The sequence below is a fragment of the Clostridium sp. CTA-19 genome, from assembly GCF_054767855.1.
Map to the genome: position 1 here is coordinate 156579 of NZ_BAAABH010000002.1, position 18178 is coordinate 174756.

General features: G+C 26.4%; 14 protein-coding genes and 1 riboswitch. All 14 genes read right to left on the minus strand.

Annotation, left to right across the window (positions count from 1 at the left end):
* Position 1: 1 nt before the first annotated feature.
* Positions 2-718, minus strand: a complete 717-nt coding sequence (locus tag ACYUE0_RS01930) for an ECF transporter S component (protein WP_460269303.1) — start codon at positions 716-718, stop codon at positions 2-4.
* Positions 719-2335 carry an ABC transporter ATP-binding protein gene (locus ACYUE0_RS01935; protein WP_460269304.1) on the minus strand — a complete coding sequence of 539 codons (1617 nt, stop codon included), beginning with the start codon at positions 2333-2335 and terminating at the stop codon, positions 719-721. It lies immediately after the preceding gene.
* Complete coding sequence (locus ACYUE0_RS01940; RefSeq protein WP_460269305.1) at positions 2326-3198, minus strand: energy-coupling factor transporter transmembrane component T; 873 nt, start codon at positions 3196-3198, stop codon at positions 2326-2328. Before ACYUE0_RS01940 ends, ACYUE0_RS01935 begins: the two co-directional genes overlap by 10 nt.
* 56 nt (positions 3199-3254) lie before the next feature.
* Positions 3255-4283: a cell wall-binding repeat-containing protein gene (locus ACYUE0_RS01945; protein WP_460269306.1), complete on the minus strand. Its 1029-nt coding sequence runs from the start codon at positions 4281-4283 to the stop codon at positions 3255-3257.
* Between the two features lie 24 nt (positions 4284-4307).
* Positions 4308-5642: a prenyltransferase/squalene oxidase repeat-containing protein gene (locus ACYUE0_RS01950; protein WP_460269307.1), complete on the minus strand. Its 1335-nt coding sequence runs from the start codon at positions 5640-5642 to the stop codon at positions 4308-4310.
* Positions 5643-5792: 150 nt separating this feature from the next.
* On the minus strand, positions 5793-6845 hold the full coding sequence (locus tag ACYUE0_RS01955) for a prenyltransferase/squalene oxidase repeat-containing protein (protein ID WP_460269308.1): 1053 nt from the start codon (positions 6843-6845) through the stop codon (positions 5793-5795).
* A 28-nt stretch (positions 6846-6873) separates the two neighbouring features.
* Entirely contained in the window at positions 6874-10953 is a 4080-nt protein-coding gene (locus ACYUE0_RS01960) for a cell wall-binding repeat-containing protein (protein WP_460269309.1), read from the minus strand.
* A 54-nt stretch (positions 10954-11007) separates the two neighbouring features.
* Entirely contained in the window at positions 11008-11796 is a 789-nt protein-coding gene (locus ACYUE0_RS01965; protein ID WP_460269310.1) for a DUF4430 domain-containing protein, read from the minus strand.
* A 140-nt stretch (positions 11797-11936) separates the two neighbouring features.
* Positions 11937-12124, minus strand: a riboswitch (cobalamin riboswitch).
* 485 nt (positions 12125-12609) lie between these two features.
* Positions 12610-13365, minus strand: a complete 756-nt coding sequence (locus ACYUE0_RS01970; protein WP_460269311.1) for an exodeoxyribonuclease III — start codon at positions 13363-13365, stop codon at positions 12610-12612.
* Between the two features lie 196 nt (positions 13366-13561).
* Positions 13562-14794: an ABC transporter permease subunit gene (locus tag ACYUE0_RS01975; protein ID WP_460269312.1), complete on the minus strand. Its 1233-nt coding sequence runs from the start codon at positions 14792-14794 to the stop codon at positions 13562-13564.
* A 14-nt stretch (positions 14795-14808) separates the two neighbouring features.
* Positions 14809-15981, minus strand: coding sequence for an ABC transporter permease subunit (locus ACYUE0_RS01980; protein ID WP_460269313.1), 1173 nt, complete (start codon positions 15979-15981; stop codon positions 14809-14811).
* Positions 15982-16893: an ABC transporter ATP-binding protein gene (locus ACYUE0_RS01985; RefSeq protein WP_460269314.1), complete on the minus strand. Its 912-nt coding sequence runs from the start codon at positions 16891-16893 to the stop codon at positions 15982-15984.
* 319 nt (positions 16894-17212) lie between these two features.
* On the minus strand, positions 17213-17728 hold the full coding sequence (locus tag ACYUE0_RS01990; RefSeq protein WP_199869354.1) for an ECF transporter S component: 516 nt from the start codon (positions 17726-17728) through the stop codon (positions 17213-17215).
* A gap of 175 nt (positions 17729-17903) precedes the next feature.
* Complete coding sequence (locus tag ACYUE0_RS01995) at positions 17904-18164, minus strand: hypothetical protein (RefSeq protein WP_460269315.1); 261 nt, start codon at positions 18162-18164, stop codon at positions 17904-17906.
* Between the last annotated feature and the right edge of the window lie 14 nt (positions 18165-18178).

An 18178-nucleotide genomic window follows, 5' to 3' on the forward strand; every position in this document is an offset into this window, starting at 1 on the left:
TTTATACACCTCTCTGAATAGTTTTTTTATTATTTTTTATTCTGATTATAGAGTTTCTTTTGTTATATCTTTCTAGACCGTTAATAAAACTTTCTCCAAAAAAATATGCAAACAATACATTTCCAATAGCATGTAATGTATCGTGCCAAAAACTTAATACATTTCCCATAACTATAGTTTTAAATGTTATAGGCCTTAAAAATTCTAAAACATACCATTGATTTAGTATGGTTCCGTATATGTAACCCCATAATCCACAAAGTATAATAAATCGTATTGACCTATTTTTTGATATAAAATTTTTGAAAACATGAAAAAACACACCACAAAGTCCCCAGCCCATCATTTGCCACAAACTCCATGGCCCATGACCTAAGAAAAAGTTAGATATGAAAGCGCACATTGCACCTACCATAAATCCATTTACAGGACCTAATGTGTATCCTGTTACAGCTACAATAAATGTAACTGGTTGAAAGCCTGGTATAACTGCAAAAGGTACTCTTAATATTCCACCTAATGCTGACATTGTAGCTAATGCTGCCATTGTTCTTGCAGTTATCTCTCTATTTTCAAATAGAATTACAAATGTCCCAAGTATAAAAATTGTAGATATTTCTACTGCTTTTTCCATTTGAAAATCAAAATAAGTGATAATTAAAAGGATTATTATATATAAAATAATAATTATAGGTCCTATTTTATAATTTCTTTTCATCTACATCACCTTTAAAAGCTCTATAGCATCCTTTGACTTTATTACTCTACATTTCTTTTTAAAAACTTTTGATATTTGAGGAGAGTAATATAATGAATCACAAAGTATATCTATAGCTTTTCCTTTTGCTACAATTTCTCCATTAAACATAAGCATAACAGTATCTGCATAATCACCAACAAAGTCTGCGTCATGGGTAACAATTATAATAGATTTACCTTTTCTTATTAAACCTTTAATTATCTTTCCAAGATTTTCTTTTGCTACAGAGTCCATACCTCTTGTAGGTTCATCTAAGATTAAAATATCTGGGTTAGCAATCAATGTACAGGCTATTGCTGTTCTCTGCTTTTCTCCACCACTTAAATCCCTAGGATTTCTATCCTTTAAATGTACTAAATCTAAATCTTTTAATGTATTAATTACTTTATCTTCATCATATTCATTTATATTCTTAAGAGTATATGAAACTTCATCAAACACTGTTTCGCGACCAAAATAATCATTAGGATTTTGTGATAAATATCCTATTTTTTTTATTCTTTCATTTATGTTGAACTTTTTTAGATTCTTTTCATCTAATATGATTTTCCCTTTATAATCCTCTATAATTCCTGCCATTATTTTAAAAAGAGTACTTTTACCTGCTCCATTCTCACCCATAACAGCCATTATCTCTCCCTTGCCTAAATCAAAGTTTATATTTTTAAGGGTTTTACTTCCTCTTTCATATTCAAAGTTAACTTTATCTACTTTAAGGACTTTATTTGAAAAGTTTTTTTCATCTTTTTCTATACTTTTAAATTTAATATCTTTTATAGCATCTCTTCCCTCTTTAACTGTAATAGGCAATTCACTATTTTGAGCTTGTCTAAAAATATACGCTATATTAGGAAGATGATATTTTTTATTTATACTTTTAGGAATGTTAGTTGATGTACCTTCTTCAATTATTTCTCCATTTTCCATAAAAATAATTCTATCAGCCATATGAAAACATTTATCTAATCTTTGTTCAACTAAAATAATTGTTTTACCCATATCTACATTCAATCTTTTTATAGAATTTAAAACTTCTTCACCATTTATTGGATCAAGTTGTGATATTGGTTCATCAAAAAGTAATATATCTGGATTCATTGCAAGTACAGAAGCTATTGCAACCCTTTGCTTTTGTCCTCCCGATATTTCATCTGTCTGTTTTTCTTTTATTCCATTTAATGATAAAAGAGACATTACCTCAGATACATTTCGTTTCATAAAATTTATATCTTTATTCAAATTCTCAAGTCCAAAAGCTATTTCTCTTTCCACATCTTGAAGAACTATTTGCTTTTCTGGATGTTGATATACCATTCCTACATTGGTAACTATTTCATTTTTCTTAAAATCATCTATATCTTTATTGTTTATATATACATTTCCCTCTAATGTTCCCCCATAATAATCTGGTATAATTCTATTTAAAAGCCTTATTAAAGTAGATTTTCCACAACCTGATGGCCCTACAATTAGTATGAACTCACCTTCATTAACTTTTAAATTAATATTTTTTAAAGCCTTTTTATTTCCATCAGGATAAGTAAAGTTAACATTGTCTATATTTATTATTTCCAATTCTTCCACCCCCAGTTGATAAAAGCAGGTATAAATGTCATCACACATAGTATTAGTCCTACTTTAGTTGTTTTTTCAATAACTCCATCTACCTTAGGATAAAAGTTAAAACTATTAAAACCTTTAAAGGTAATAAACTCCAAATATACTAATATAGAAATACATATAAAAATCAAAGTAAAATCCCAGGCTGTATATCTTTCCGCAAAATAAGTACTTCTTTTTTTCAGTGCACCATATCCTCTTGAATACATAGACTCCGCCATGTCTTGTGAATCTTCTAAACTGGATAAAAATAATATATTAACTATATTTCCACTGTTTTTGATAGATTTTTTCATGTCTTTAGTTGAAAGTTCATTACCTCTTAACTTTTCTATTTCACTTATATTTTCGTAGGACTTCATCATCGTTGGAAAAAGTCTTATTGTCATACTCATAAGCAATGCAGATTTTTTAAATATCTTAGAAAAAAATCCAAAAGCTCTATCTGGATGTATAACTAAATTTCCAAAGCCAAATATTATAGTTATTGTTATAATTCTAAATCCATTTAATATTCCAAATAGGATTGCTTCTTTCGTTATAATCATAGGTCCAAGAACTGGAAAGTTAAAAGTTCCTTGATATAATATTGTTTGTCCATTATGAACTAATATTGGATTTAAAATAATTATCATTACTGCAAATGGAATAATCATTTTCCCATAATTTAATACACTTTTAAGTGAATTATCAATATATGCTAAAAGTAATACGCTAAAGAATATTAATGCTAAATACACTGGATTACTCAATTTTAATGCTACTATAATATAAGTTGCTATTAAAAATACTGATGTTAATGGATGTATCTTTTGCAAAAAAGAATTCCTATTTCTATATGTGAGCATTAAGTTCACGTTCTCATATCCCTTCCTTATACAAATAAGTTTTTAAAATTTGTAGCGATTTCTATAACATCAAAGTCTGATATAAATTTATCTAATATGCTTTCAGGTACTACTTTTTCTCCACCAATTGCTATTAGTTTACTTTTAGAGGTTATATTATCATTTATATAATCCTCAAGAGGTTTTTCTACATCTTGATTAGTTAATATAACTGAAGATTTAGAATTTGATGCCATCGGTGCTACTGAAAGTGCATCTGCAAATCCAGTTGAAGATACAAAATACACATTATCAAAATTTAATTGTGATTTAAAAGTAGTCAAAACCTCTTTATTAGTCATATATCTATTTTCACCACTTATTCTTTCACTGTTTTTGACATCTTTTAAAACATCATCTGATAAAACTCCATTTCCACCAATAAAATAAGCTTTAGAAATTTCACTTTCATCAATATAATTCTTTACATCTGATTTTAATTTGTCTTTTTCTGTATATAAAATCGGAGCATTCATACTAGCTGCTATACTTGATACAGATAGGGCATCAGCATAAGTTTGTCCATTTGTTACAAATGCTGAGTCAACTTTTCCTAACTTTTCTGCAACTTTCAATGAAGTTTCATATCTTGTTTTACCGAATATTCTTTCTACTTGAGATATTTCCATGTCCTCTAATTGTTTTTCTACTTCTTTTGAAATTGCTTTTTCCCCGCCAAGTATAAAAACTTTTTTAGGATTTAATCTTTTTATTTCATTAACTGTATTAACAGGTAAACTTGACTTTCCATTTAAAATTATTGGTCCATTATTTTTTTTAGCAAGTGGTGCTGCGGAAAGTGCATCTGCAAAATCATAAGCTGCTGCAATTACCACTGAATCTGAACCATTTTCCCAGCCATGTTTACTTATTTGCACAGATGTTTCTATTCTATCTTGTCCATAAATTCTTTCTTTATTAGATTTAGTCTCTGCAAAAGCATTAGTAGAACCTATTGATAGTGATGTTAAAACCATACCTAACGCTATTATTTTAATTTTTAAGTTTTTACTCATTGTGAAAACTCCCTTCATTTAAAATTATTGAACACTCATAATCACTTCATTTGTTAAAGGATTCATGTTTTCTAGACTATCCCAAAGAAAAACTTTTATTTTATATTTACCTGTTTCTGGTATAGAAATTTGTTGATTTATTTCTTCACTACTAGAGTTATTTTTTATTGTAGTTTCAGTTGAAAAATAATTTATCATTTTATTGTTTTCTTCATTATATAAAGCTACTATTACTACTGCATTTTGATCTTTATCTAAGTTATTTTTTATATTTAATTTTATATTAGCGTTAGTATTTAGTTTTAGTGAGTTTAAATCTGTTAAATTGTTAATTTCTATATTTTCTTTTGTATTTGTTTCATCACTAAAATCCTTTAATAAATATACTGAACCTTTTTTGCTTTCTTTAAATTGTTTATATGCTACTAAAGCTAAAAAACCTTGTTCTGTAGACATATCATTTCTTCTGTCCAAGCTAATTTTTTGATGTGCAAAGCCACCATCTGAAGTTTTAAATTCTAAAAGTAAATCTAATAAATTTTTTCCATTTCTTATAAATTTATCACAAGTTGTTGGATCTATTCCTAATGAACAAAGAGCTATTATAGTTTGAGAAATACTTTCACTTGATGCTGATGTTGATGGATCATTCCCTATAAAATCCCCCTTATCATCTAAAGTTTTGCATAATGCTTCTACAGATTCATCGACTGTCTTTTTTACGTCATTATTACTATCATAATAATTGGATAGTGCTGTTATTGCCATTGCTGTTGTATCTGGGTCTATACCGGATGTTCCTTCCCATCCACCACCATCGATTTTCTTATAAATTATCCTATTTATTAGATTTGTTTTAAATTCTAATTTGTTTGGTATATTAAAATTTCCACAATCCATTGCAATAAGATCATAAATTTCTGCATAAATATTATATTCCTCTTCTAAATTAATGTTATATAATATATCTATTAGATTTTTATTTCCTATATTTCTTGGATCTCCACCAGCGGCTACTATACTAAGTATTGTCCTTTCATAGTCTGTAGTCTCATTAAATATATCTTCACTATCTCTAATTGCTCTCTCTTTTTTTTCTAAATATCCTTTAGGGACAGTTTTACCTAAAGCTCCAAGGCCTATAACTTCCCAATCACTTAACTCATTTAGATTTTTATTTAATAATATGTCACTAATACAATCTAAATTTTTCTTTAATACAGAATCATAATTTTTACTATTAATTTCATTAGCTAAAACTTTATTGTTTTTTGTTGATATAAATCCTGTAGTAAAAGTTGCAAAAAACATAAAAAATATAACAAAACTTGCTATAAAACGTCTATGTCTAAATTTCATAGTACATCTCTCCTAATTTTTAAATTAACCATAGATTTTTAACAAAATTAAATCATAATAATCTAAAAATATTAACATTTAAAGCTTCTATGTATATTAATATTGATTATTATGATTTAATTATTATTTTAAAATTTATCGATTATGTTTTTAGTTGAAGTCTTTCACAAAATATATAGAACCTACTTTACCACTTTTAAATTGCTTATATGCTGAAAGTGCCCTAAAAGCTTGTTCTGTTGCAATACCGTTAAGCTGGTCTGAATTTTTCTTAGCATGTTCAAATCCACCATCTGTTGTTTTATATTCTAGTAATAAATCTAAAAGATTTTTTCCATTAGCTTTTGTAAATTCAGTACAATTAGCTGGATCTTTTCCAATTGAACAAAGAGCTATTATAACTTGAGCTAAGCTTTCGCTTGAACCATCAGGTGTCCATGTTGAAGTAAATTCTCCAGTAGTTTTATTTTGAACTGTGCTTAAAACCTTAAGTGCATCATCTACGACTTTTTTTACATCATTATCTTCATTATAATAAGGTGCTAATGCTGATATAGCCATTGCAGTTGTATCTATATCAATAGTATCACCCCAACTCCAACCGCCTTGAGGTAATTTATTTAAAATTATAGATTTAATTAATTGTTTTTTTGTAAAGTAACTATCTGAAGATACTTCAAAATTTCCACAATCTATTGCAATAAGTCCAAACATCTTAGCATATATATCTTCTGATATTAAATCGCGACTATATAAATCTTCTAGTAAATTGTATCCTGCAAAATTTCTTGGATCTTTTCCTGCTGAAACAAGCCCTATTATTGTTCTCTCACAATCAGTAACACTTTCAAAAGTTCCATCTTCTCCAAATAATGAGGAATCCTTTGTTTCTATTTTTTTTGCTAAATTCTCAATATAACTTGCTGGAATCTCCTTATTAAAGCTTGATACTGTAAGAGCTTCCCAATCATTAAAATCTTTACTATACCAAAGGCCAGAATCTTTATTTATAAGATGATGTAAACCACTATTTACACATTCATCTATTATAGAATTATAATCCTTTTCTATAATTTCTCTTGATTCTACTGCATATCTTTCTGTTGCAAAGACATTATTATTTAATACTCCTATGTTAGCTGTAGTTAAAACACTATTAGCAATAATAAATGCTGCTAATCCTCTTTTAAAATTTTTATTCATAATTTCTTCCCCCTATTTTTAATAAAATTTATTTAATATTAATTTTAAAATTAATTAATACTCCTCGTACGTTGCAAACCCCTGTAAATTCACCTTTGTCTAAATTAGTGTTAAAGTTACACATTTTATCTTTTAATTTACCTTGATCTACATATACTATTTCTCCATTTTCATCTAAAATTTTTATTGTTACATTAGACTCTAAATCTTCTTTTATATTTTCATCTTTTATAGAAAAGATTACATTATCATCATTATCTTTGTTTATATTTACAGATACATTATCTTTTTCTGTATTTTGTACAACATTAACTTTACATTCTGCTTTTACCCCTTCTTTTTCTGCTGTTATAGTATGCTCTCCTAAGCTATCTAAACGTATTTCAATCATTCCATTTCTAGGAGTTTTCCCAATTTCTTCTCCATCAATTTTTACAATTGCTCCATAAACATTTTTAGTTACACATTGTACAGCAAAATCAACTTCTTCATTTAATTTTATACTTTCTGGATGTAGGGTTTGAGGTACTATTCTTAAAGGCATTTCTCCACTGTAATTCGGATCTACTAAATCATGCCAATCCCATTCTCTAAATTCAAAGGATAATACATTTTTATTTTTCATAAAGACTGCTGGTGCTCCAACTGGTGTTTTCTCACCGTTTAAATATATAAACCAGTCTTTTCCAAATATTCCTCTCTCAAGTTCCTCAGGTTTTAATTTATTAATTTTCACATTTCTAATTTTATTAATCTCACATATCAAACCTGTTGAATCTTGTCTAAATTGAGCATTTTCACTTAAATACTGTAAAGCACTTTTATCAGTATCTAATTCTAGTGTTTTATTTAATATTTCCTCTCCTTTATCTTTTAGAACAAAAGTAAATTCTAGTTTATCTACTTTATCTGCTTTTCCTTCTAAAATTACATCATTATGTCTTTCTACTAGCTTTACTTTAGCTCCATCCTCTATATTTACTTTACTTTTTTCTATAGCTTCTATATTTTCTACAACTGCAGTTTTTTCTATTTTAAGCTGAGACGAATTCTCTACCTTAACTTTAGCTATTGTTCCATCTAGGACAGTATCAGAGCAATTTCTTACTTTAAGTGTATCTATTTTTCCATTTAATATAACTTTAGAAATTTTTTCTGAATCCTTTTCTTTAGTACCAATTTTAATATTTTTAACGTCCTCACATTTTATTTTTGATGGACAATTAACTAATATTTCTTTATCAAAGGTTCCTTCAAACGCAATATCATAATTTGAATCTTTTGAGCCTGTAATTTTTACAGCGCCAAAATCTCCTTTTGTATTTTTAAGTATTGCATTTGATTTGATTTCTGTTCCTTTAATCTTTGAGTCTTCAAACAGTTTTACTGCTACATTACTTTTACTTTCCACTGTAAGATTATCTGATTTTACATTAGTTAAATTTATACTATTAACGTCACCAGATTTTACAATTACATTCTTACAAGTAGTTCCTTTAATATTTACAGTTCCTTTTTCACCTGGATCTAATATTAAATTCCCATTTAATTTGATATTTCTTATTTCTATATTATTACCTTTTACTACTATATCTTTATTTACTTCTTTAATTTTACTTTCATCACCAAATTTTCCATTGTCTTTTGACAATTGAATTTCGTTATCAGTTTCATTAATACCATCATCTTTATCATCACCGTCTTTTGGTGGTTCTGTTGTTCCACCACCTTGATTGTTTGATGACACCGTTATTTGGTTTTCAACTTTTACCCCTTCTTTTAAAACAGATATAGTATGTTTTCCAGCTGAAGATATTTTTATAGTAGCTTTACCATCTATGTTAGTTGTTGAAACTTCTTTATCATCTACTTTTATAGTAGCTCCATATACAGGTCTATATATACACGTAACTACAATATTTATATCTTCATTTTCTTTTACATTCTTGTTTATTCCGTTCACTGTCAATTTCATTGGATCGCCAGGTTTTACTAAATCATGCCAATCCCAAAATCTATATTCTAATTCTAATTTATCACCGGATTTTACAAAAACATCATTTGCCCCTACAGGTGTTTTCTTGCCATTTAAATATATAAACCAATCTGCTCCTAGATAACCTTGCTTTCTTTCAGATTCACTTAAATTTTTCAATGGCTTACTTTTTATTTTATTTATTTCATTTATAAAACCATTATTAGTTTTAATATCAGCATTTTCTTTTAAATATTCCATTGCTGTTTTTTTAGAATCTACTTTAAGATTTTTATTTAATATCTCATTTCCGTCATTAGAGATGATTAATTTAAATTCATCATTTTTAGGTTTTTCAGAAGAACCACTACCACCAGAACCGTTATTTGAATTGTTGTCTACTATTTTATCCGCATTACCAGATATAGTAACATTCTTATTTTTTTCTATTAAGTTTACTTTCGCACCATTTTTTATAGTTATTTTACTTTTATCTAGTGCTTCAATTTTTTTAACAGTAGCATTCTTATCTATTGTAAGTTGTGATGAATTTTCTATTTTTACATTAGATATTGACCCATCTAAAGTTGTATTAGAACAATTAATTATATTAATATCATTTACTTTACCTTTTAATGTAACTTTAGAGTTACTTTCTTTGCTATCAATTTTAATATTTTTAACATCATCGCACTTTATATTTGATGAGCAATTAACTAATACTTCTTTATAAAATTTTCCTTCAAGTTCAATATTATAATTTGAGTCCTTTGTTCCTGTAACTTTTACAGTTCCAAAATCCCCTTTTGTATTTTTAAGTATTGCATTTGACTTAACTTCTGTATTTTTTATAGTTGAATCTTCAAATAGCTTTACTGCTACATTACTTTTACTTTCAACTACAAGATTATCTGATTTTACATTAGTTAAATTTATACTATTAACGTCACCAGATTTTACAATTACATTCTTACAAGTAGTTCCTTTAATATTTACAGTTCCTTTTTCACCTGGGTCTAATATTAAATTTCCATTTAATTTAACATTATTTATAGTTATATTATTTCCAGTTACTAATATATCGCCTCTTACTTCTTTAATAGTTTCTACATTTCCAAAAGTTTCATTATCTTTTGATAATTTTGTTTGAGAAAAATTTGGATCTATTTTATCTAATATACTACTAGGTACTACTTTTTCTCCGCCAATTATAGTTAATTTACTAGTAGAGGTTATATTAGAATTTATAATTTTTTCTACATCACTATTTAAATTATTATTTGTTAATATTATAGGTGCTTTTTTAAGTCCTGCTATTGGAGAAATTGATAGAGCATCTGCAAAATCATTTCCTCTTACAAAATAGACATTTTCATAACTTATGTAATTAATAAATTTTGATAATACTTCTTTATTAGTTAAATATCTGTCGTTTCCAGCTATTCTTTCACTATTTTTTATGCCTGTTATAACAGTATTATCTATTACATTAGTACCACCTACAAAATATGCTTTAGATATGTTAGCTTTTTTTATATACTCTGTTACTTTACTTGGAATGTTATTTTTTTCTGTATATAAAATTGGACTTTCTTTCTGCGCTGCTATAGTAGCAACTGAAAGTGCATCAGCATAACTTAATCCATTAGATATGAATATAGTGTCACTTGTTCCAAGTTTCTCACTTACCTTCAGTGCAGTTTCATATCTAGTGCTACCATAAATTCTTTCTGTTTCTGTTATATTACATTTCTTAATCTGCGTTTCAATATTAGCACTAAGGGCTTTTTCACCACCTAGAATAAATGCCTTTTTAGGTTTTAATCTTTGTAATTCCTTAATTGCATTTTCTGTAAGGCCATTTTTATTTGATAATATTATAGGACTGTTATATTTTTTAGCAAGAGGGGTAACAGATAATGCATCTGCAAAGTCATACCCATAAGCAATAAAAACATAATCAGAACCACTTTTCCAACCTTGCTCACTTATTTTTATAGCAGTTTCTATTCTATCTGAACCATATATTCTGCTTTCATTTACTTTAGCAGAAGCATTTACTGGTAATAAGAACATGAACATGCTAAAAAATAGCAATAAAATACTAAGCTTTTGCTTAAAAAGCTTTTTCATAAACCCTTCATCCCCTTATTAAAAATTCTTGTTATTTAATGTTAGTTATGTGTTTTAATCTTCTGGTGGTGAAAATTCTCTTTTATCCCACTCATGAAAATCAAATAAAAGTATGTCTCCTTTTTTTACATATACATCATTTGCCCCTACTGGTGTTTTTTTATCATTAAGATATATAAACCAGTCTATTCCTAAAATTCCATTTGCCTTTTGTTCTGGAGTTTTTTGATTTTCAGGTATAGGGTAAAAATTGTGTATTCCATCAATTTCAAAAATAAATCCACCATTTTCTTGCATAACCGTATTTTCTCTTAGGTACGTCATTGCATTTTTACCGTCCTCTACTTTTAATGTTAACTCTTTTACTTGTTGAGGACTTTTACCGGTATAACCCTTTATATCTTTTCCTATTATCATAGTAAAGGTATCTTCTTCTTGTTTAGACTCTACAACCTCAGGACTTTCTTCCTTTTTAGTTTCTACATCTGAAGTATTATTACTACTATCATTGGAATCATCATTATTTTTTGCATTTTCCTTTTGTGATGAATCCTCGTTATTTTTTTTAACATTCGAAATATTTTGTTTATTTTCTTTATCACTATCTTCATTTTTGTTATTATCATCTTTTTTATTTTCTGATTTTTCTTTAGAGCCTTTTTTGCTATCATTTTTATTTTCTTTTTTAGATTTTTTACTACTACTATCATCTTTTTTTACTTTATTTGTAGTAGTTTCAGTTGTAGTTGTAGTTATCTTCCCTCTTTCGCATCCCCAAGCAACGGAAAATGCTATTAAAACTGTTAACAATATAGCTAGAAAAATTTTATAATTTTTTTTCATTAAATCACCTCCACTCTTTAAAAAATTGCAATAAAAAAAGTTCCCATTGGGAACTTAAATAGCATATTTTATACAAGCAAAATAAAAACAACAATTCTATAAATGCTTGCAAATCCATGATATTTTATCTCTCCCAAGAAAGATTCAATCCAGTATAGGCATGTCTCCTGACTTAACTTCATCTTACTACCAAACCTTCCCAAGATATCTCTCAGTGGTATTTTTGGATTCATCAGTTTCACAGTAACTTTGGGCTGTAGTGGACTTTAACCACTTTCCATTTTAACTTTCTTATTGCTAAGAAAGAACCTATCCCATCTCTATTAACTTGTCACACTCATTATATTACAAATATTTTTCAATTTCAACATTTATTTTAAACATTTAGAATATTTTGTATGTTTTTGTTTTTTTATAAAATAATTAAAGTTTTTATTTAGTATTCCAAAAATTAATGTAACAAATTTAATGTATTTCATATTTTTGTAAATAATTGCGTGTAGTTATAATGAATATAATTATTACATTATAACTATAAAAAAGGTTTTAAAAAGTGATTTTATATGGCTATGTATTACAACAATGTAGTATTTATAAAACTAAAATTACTATCAAGAAATCTAATAAAATATTACTTTATATTAAAAACAATTAAAATTTGAGATATTAAAATACCTTTTTAAAAATTATAGGAAAACAAACTCCAATTTAAATTTATTCAATAATTTTAAATTATTTTTATATAAAAAGAACCTGCCTTAAAATATACTTAAGTTTTAAGGCAGATTCTTTAAATTATATTTTTATTTATAGTTATTTTATTACAAGTTCTACTGGACAATGATCTGAACCTAATATTTCAGTATGAATATTAACGCTTTCTAATTTTTTCTCTAGCTCTTCAGATACACAAAAATAATCTATTCTCCATCCTGCATTATTTTTTCTTGCATTAAATCTATAGGACCACCATGAATAAACTCCTTCTTTATCTGGATTAAAATATCTATATGTATCTATAAAACCACATTCTAAAAGCTCAGTAAACTTAGCTCTTTCCTCATTAGTAAATCCTGCATTTTTTTTATTAGTTTTAGGGTTTTTTAAATCTATTTCCTTATGTGCTACATTTAAATCTCCACAAAGGATAACTGGTTTGTTTTTTTCTAATTCTTTCAAATATAATCTAAAATCATCTTCCCATTCCATTCTATAATCTAACCTTGCAAGTTCAGTTTGAGAATTTGGCGTATAAACAGTGACTACATAATATTCTTCAAATTCTAAAGTTATTACCCTTCCCTCATTATCATGCTTTTCAATACCTAAACCATAATTTACAGAAAGTGGTTTTCCTTTTGTAAATATAGCTGTACCTGAATAGCCTTTTTTTTCTGCATAATTCCAGTAATCATAATAACCATCTAACTCTAAATCTATTTGACCTTCTTGTAATTTGCTTTCTTGTATACAAAATATATCTGCATCTATTTCTTTAAAAAACTCTAAAAATCCCTTTTTCACACAAGCTCTAATGCCGTTAACATTCCATGATATAAGCTTTGTCATAATTATCGCTCCATTCATTTAATATATTTAAAACTTATGGTATAAGTCTATACCATATTATAACTATAATTTAGAATTACTACAAAATATTTTAACCCATATTATAGATTTAAAAACGTATAAATTTAAATAATATGATTTTATAATACTATAATAAAACTCCAACTTCCTTATAAAGTTGGAGCTTTTATTAGTTTTACGCTGTCATATCCTTTTTTATAAAAACAATATGACTTATAATATAACAAATACTAATCCATCCTAATAAAACTATTATGGAGAAATTTAAATTTACAAAAGTAATACCCAAAAGTTTATTTATCTTACCTGATATAATAATAGATTCATCAGGGTAGGAAGTAAATATAAATGGTAATATTTTATTTAAAACACCTGGTGGAACTGGATTACCTTTATCAGGACCAGATTTTATAATATTAATCCATTGAGTAGCCACTATAAAAATTATAGGAAGTACTAATGCTGTATTACTATCATTGCATATTGTTGAAAATAAAAATGAGAATGCTATTGTTGCTGTTACAACTAAAAATTGTAGTATTAATATTTGTAATAAAAACATTCCATTTGAAATTAAATAACTACTTCCTACTATCGGAATAACTAACTCTTTTAATTCCCTTATTAAATATGGGGGAATAGATTCGTAAGTTGTTCCTACAATGTTTGGAAGTGAAATATCTCCAAAACCATATATAAGGCCAACTATTGTAAACATTAAAAACTCTACTACTATAACTATTAAATTTATAGATAATATTGCTGCTATAAATTTTGAAAATAATATTTTCCACCTTTTAATTGGCTTTACTAACATAAATTTTATAGTAGCTGGCTTATTTTCACCAGCCACTATGTCAGCTGTCATAACTGCTACTATAATTAACAATCCTAATTCTCCAATTTTAGGTATTATATTATATATCAATTGATCTACAGCATTTATTCCTCCTTTAAAATCATAAGGAATATTATTATCTATATAATATTGACTTTCAAGAATTTCACCATTATAATATTCAACCATAGATGCTGAGAAATTATATCTTTTCTTTCGTTCTTCGAAATAGTCAATATTCATCTTTAATCTTTCTTTATTTGGTATGTTTTCATCTATCATATTTTCTAAATGATCTATTTCTTTTTGACTATCTTCTATTATCATTTTATAAGCTGAATCTATATCTTTATACTCCCCATTTTCACTATTTATTTTACACTCTTCTTTTAAAGTTTTTATATAATTTTTTTGAAAGTTTATAGTACTTTGGGTATTTCCATTTTTCTTTTGAAAATTTATTCCTAAAAAAGTTAAAAAAATTGAAAGTATAAAAAGCAATATTACTCCTATTAAAAACTTTTTTCGTCTAACAAGCTTATCTATCTCAATTGATATTAACTTAATCATATATAACCCTCCATTTATACAACATCTTTTTTTATAAATTTTCTATGGGCTATATAGTAAAAAATAATAGTCCATATAGAGCACACTATTAATCCTAATTTTAAGCTTATATTTGTTGTACTTAATTTTAAATTTATAATACCATCTATTATAGAAATACTGTTATTATAAGATGTAAACCAAAATGGATATACATTTTTCAAAAAGTTTAATGGAGTTATAAATGTTATAATTGATGCAACAATATTTATCGTTGCATTAATTATTAAACTACTTCCATTAGTACTGCATTCTTCTGATATTAATAATGATAATGCTATTATAGGAAGTATAGCTACAAATTGAAACATTAATGATTTTATTAAATATTTATATATTGGAATTATATATGAGCTATTATTTATAGCACTTAAATTTCCTAATTTATCTATATTGTATCTTGTTCCTACTATTACAGGATACATATAATCACCAAAGTTAAATATAATTCCTATGATAATTAAAAATATAATTTCTAATATAAGTATACTTATAGAGGCTAATAAGAATGCAGATAAAAATTTAGCAAGTATTATGCTACTTCTTTTTATAGGCTTTGCCATAAGATATTTTATAGTTGAATTTTGATACTCACCACTTATTGAATCATAAGCTAAAATAACTACAATCATTGGTAAAAATATTACATTTAAAGAACCTAAAACTTCTTTCATATCTAAATAAGAAGATACCTCATACTTTTTTCGTGGCTCTAAATTATTATCTAACAAATATTTATTAATTTTAATTTTGCCATTATTTTCTTCAATTTGATTATAATCTAAGGCTATTTTTGCACTCTCTATACCTTCTTCTAAAAATTTATTTTCTTCCTCTAACTTAATTTTCCAGTTAAAATTAGGATTTTTAATCTCTTCTTCTAATTCTTCATTTTCTTTTTCAACAACTTTTATCTTTTGTTCATAATTTCTTTTCATATCTTCACTTAAATTTTCATCTTGTGCCTTTACTCTATAATCTACTAAAAGTTTTTCATTATTTTTTATTTTTATTTCTGGTTTTTCATTTTGTGCATTTTTGTAAAGTCCTACTCCACTAAAAACTAACATAATAATTAGGGAGAGTATAAAAATAATATATTTTTTACTTTTTACTAATTTATAAATTTCTACTTTTAGTAATTTCAATTACTTCACTCCTTCTGTAATTTCCATGAACCTATTTTCAAGATTTTGTTTAACTTTATAAACATCATATATATCTATATCATTTAAAGTTAAAGTTTTTATTACATTTGGAAATGAATCTTTATTACATATTAAAGCTAATAAATTATCTTTAGCTTCTATAGTATCTATAAAGTCTAATTCTTTTAAAATATTCTTTGCTTTTTCTATTTCAGATACTTTTATGTTTATATGCTCTTTATTATCGCTTTTTAAATTATTAATACTTTCAATGGAAACAATCTTTCCTTTATCTATAAAAGCAACTTTACTGCAAAGTTGTTCTACTTCAGCTAAAATATGAGAAGATACCAAAACAGCTGTATTAAATTCACTTACAACATCCTTTACTATTTTTCTAAAATCAACAATTCCTGATGGATCCAATCCATTGGTAGGTTCATCTAATATTAGAAGCTTAGGATTTGGAAGTAAAGCTTGACCAAGCCCTAGTCTTTGCTTCATGCCTAAAGAATATTTTTTCACTTTATCATCAATTCTATCTTTAAGTCCAATTATTTCAATAACTTCATCAATACGTTTTTTATCAACATTTCCATAAAGCTTAGCAAAAATATTTAAATTTTGTCTTCCAGTAAAATCTCCATACATATCTGGATTTTCAACAATTGCACCAACAGAATCCATTGCATGTACAAATTGTTTTTGTACATCAAAACCATTAATCAAAATGTTCCCTTTGTCTGGCTTTATAAGTCCTGTAACCATCCTAATAGTAGTAGTTTTACCTGCACCATTAGGCCCTAAAAAACCATAAATTTCTCCCTCTTTCACATCAAAACTTACACCTTTTATTATGTCTATCTTACCGTACTTTTTATAAACATTATCTAAAACCAAAACTGAACTCATGATATCCCCCTATGATTATTATTATTAAAATAAGCATTATTATAGGAAAACAGACCCCATTTTAATTTATTTAATAACCTCAAAATACTTTTGTAGAAAATGCAATATTGAATTCTAATTGATTAGGAGTATGTTTCACTATTTTGAGTATCCAAGTTTTAGAATACATAATTTTAAGAGTAAACTTGGAACCTTATACTATTACTTATATAATACAGGTTATATTCAAAATAAATACATATTTTTTAAAATTTAACACATATTTAAGAAATAAAAAACCTGTACTTATCAAGTTTAATAAGTACAGGTTTTTTATTTCTTATGCTATTTCTTTTTTTATATTATTTTCTACCTTTTTCTCAAGTTTTAAGGCTTTAAGTACTGGTATTGTTATAATACCATCTACTATATGATGAATGATTGTACCTACTCCTACAATTATTAATGCATCTTTAAAACTAAATCCAAAAGGCATTACAATTAACGCTTCTAAAACACCGTGTAATGGTGCAGTAAATAAAACTACTTTTCTAAAACTATAATTTTTCTCAACTAATTTAGCACCTAAAAATCCTACAGCAACATGCATAAATGCTCGTGCTGCTACTACAGGATCTGGAAATGCAAATAAAAAACCTATTGAAGATCCTAGTCCCACAATTGATGCAACGGATGTTCCTAAAAACATAGATAAAAACATTGGAACATGTGATGCTAATGTTGCACTAAAAGGTGGTATATAAACCCTTAAAGTTGAACCAAATACCAGTGGAATTATAATAGCAATTGCCATAAGCAATGATGCTTGAACCATTTTCTTTACATCTAATTTCATATTTATTTCCCCCATCATATTGATATATACTACTGTATATACAGTAGTATATATCAATATGGATTTTTTGTAAATATTTATTTTTCGATTAGATAAATTTAAAACATAAAAAGCAGTTTTGCAATAAAGTTTAAACTCTATTTTAAAACTGCTTTTAAAATCTATATAATAATTTTTAAATATTAATTTCTTTAAATTCTACATGAATTGGGTTATGAAGTGTAACATGCCTTTTAACATTTTGTATTTTAGTGTTTATGTTTTCGCCTTCAATATTTAAAACTATATTACTATAGTCGCCAAAACGGCTTAAAAATTTATCCATATCTGAACATTTAATAGCTATAGGTATTTGAGAATTATCATTTCTTATAATAATTCCCATTGTTTCTCCATTATTTATAAACTTTTTTCCCTTTAACTTTAGGTCTCTCATTTTTGCTTCTAATA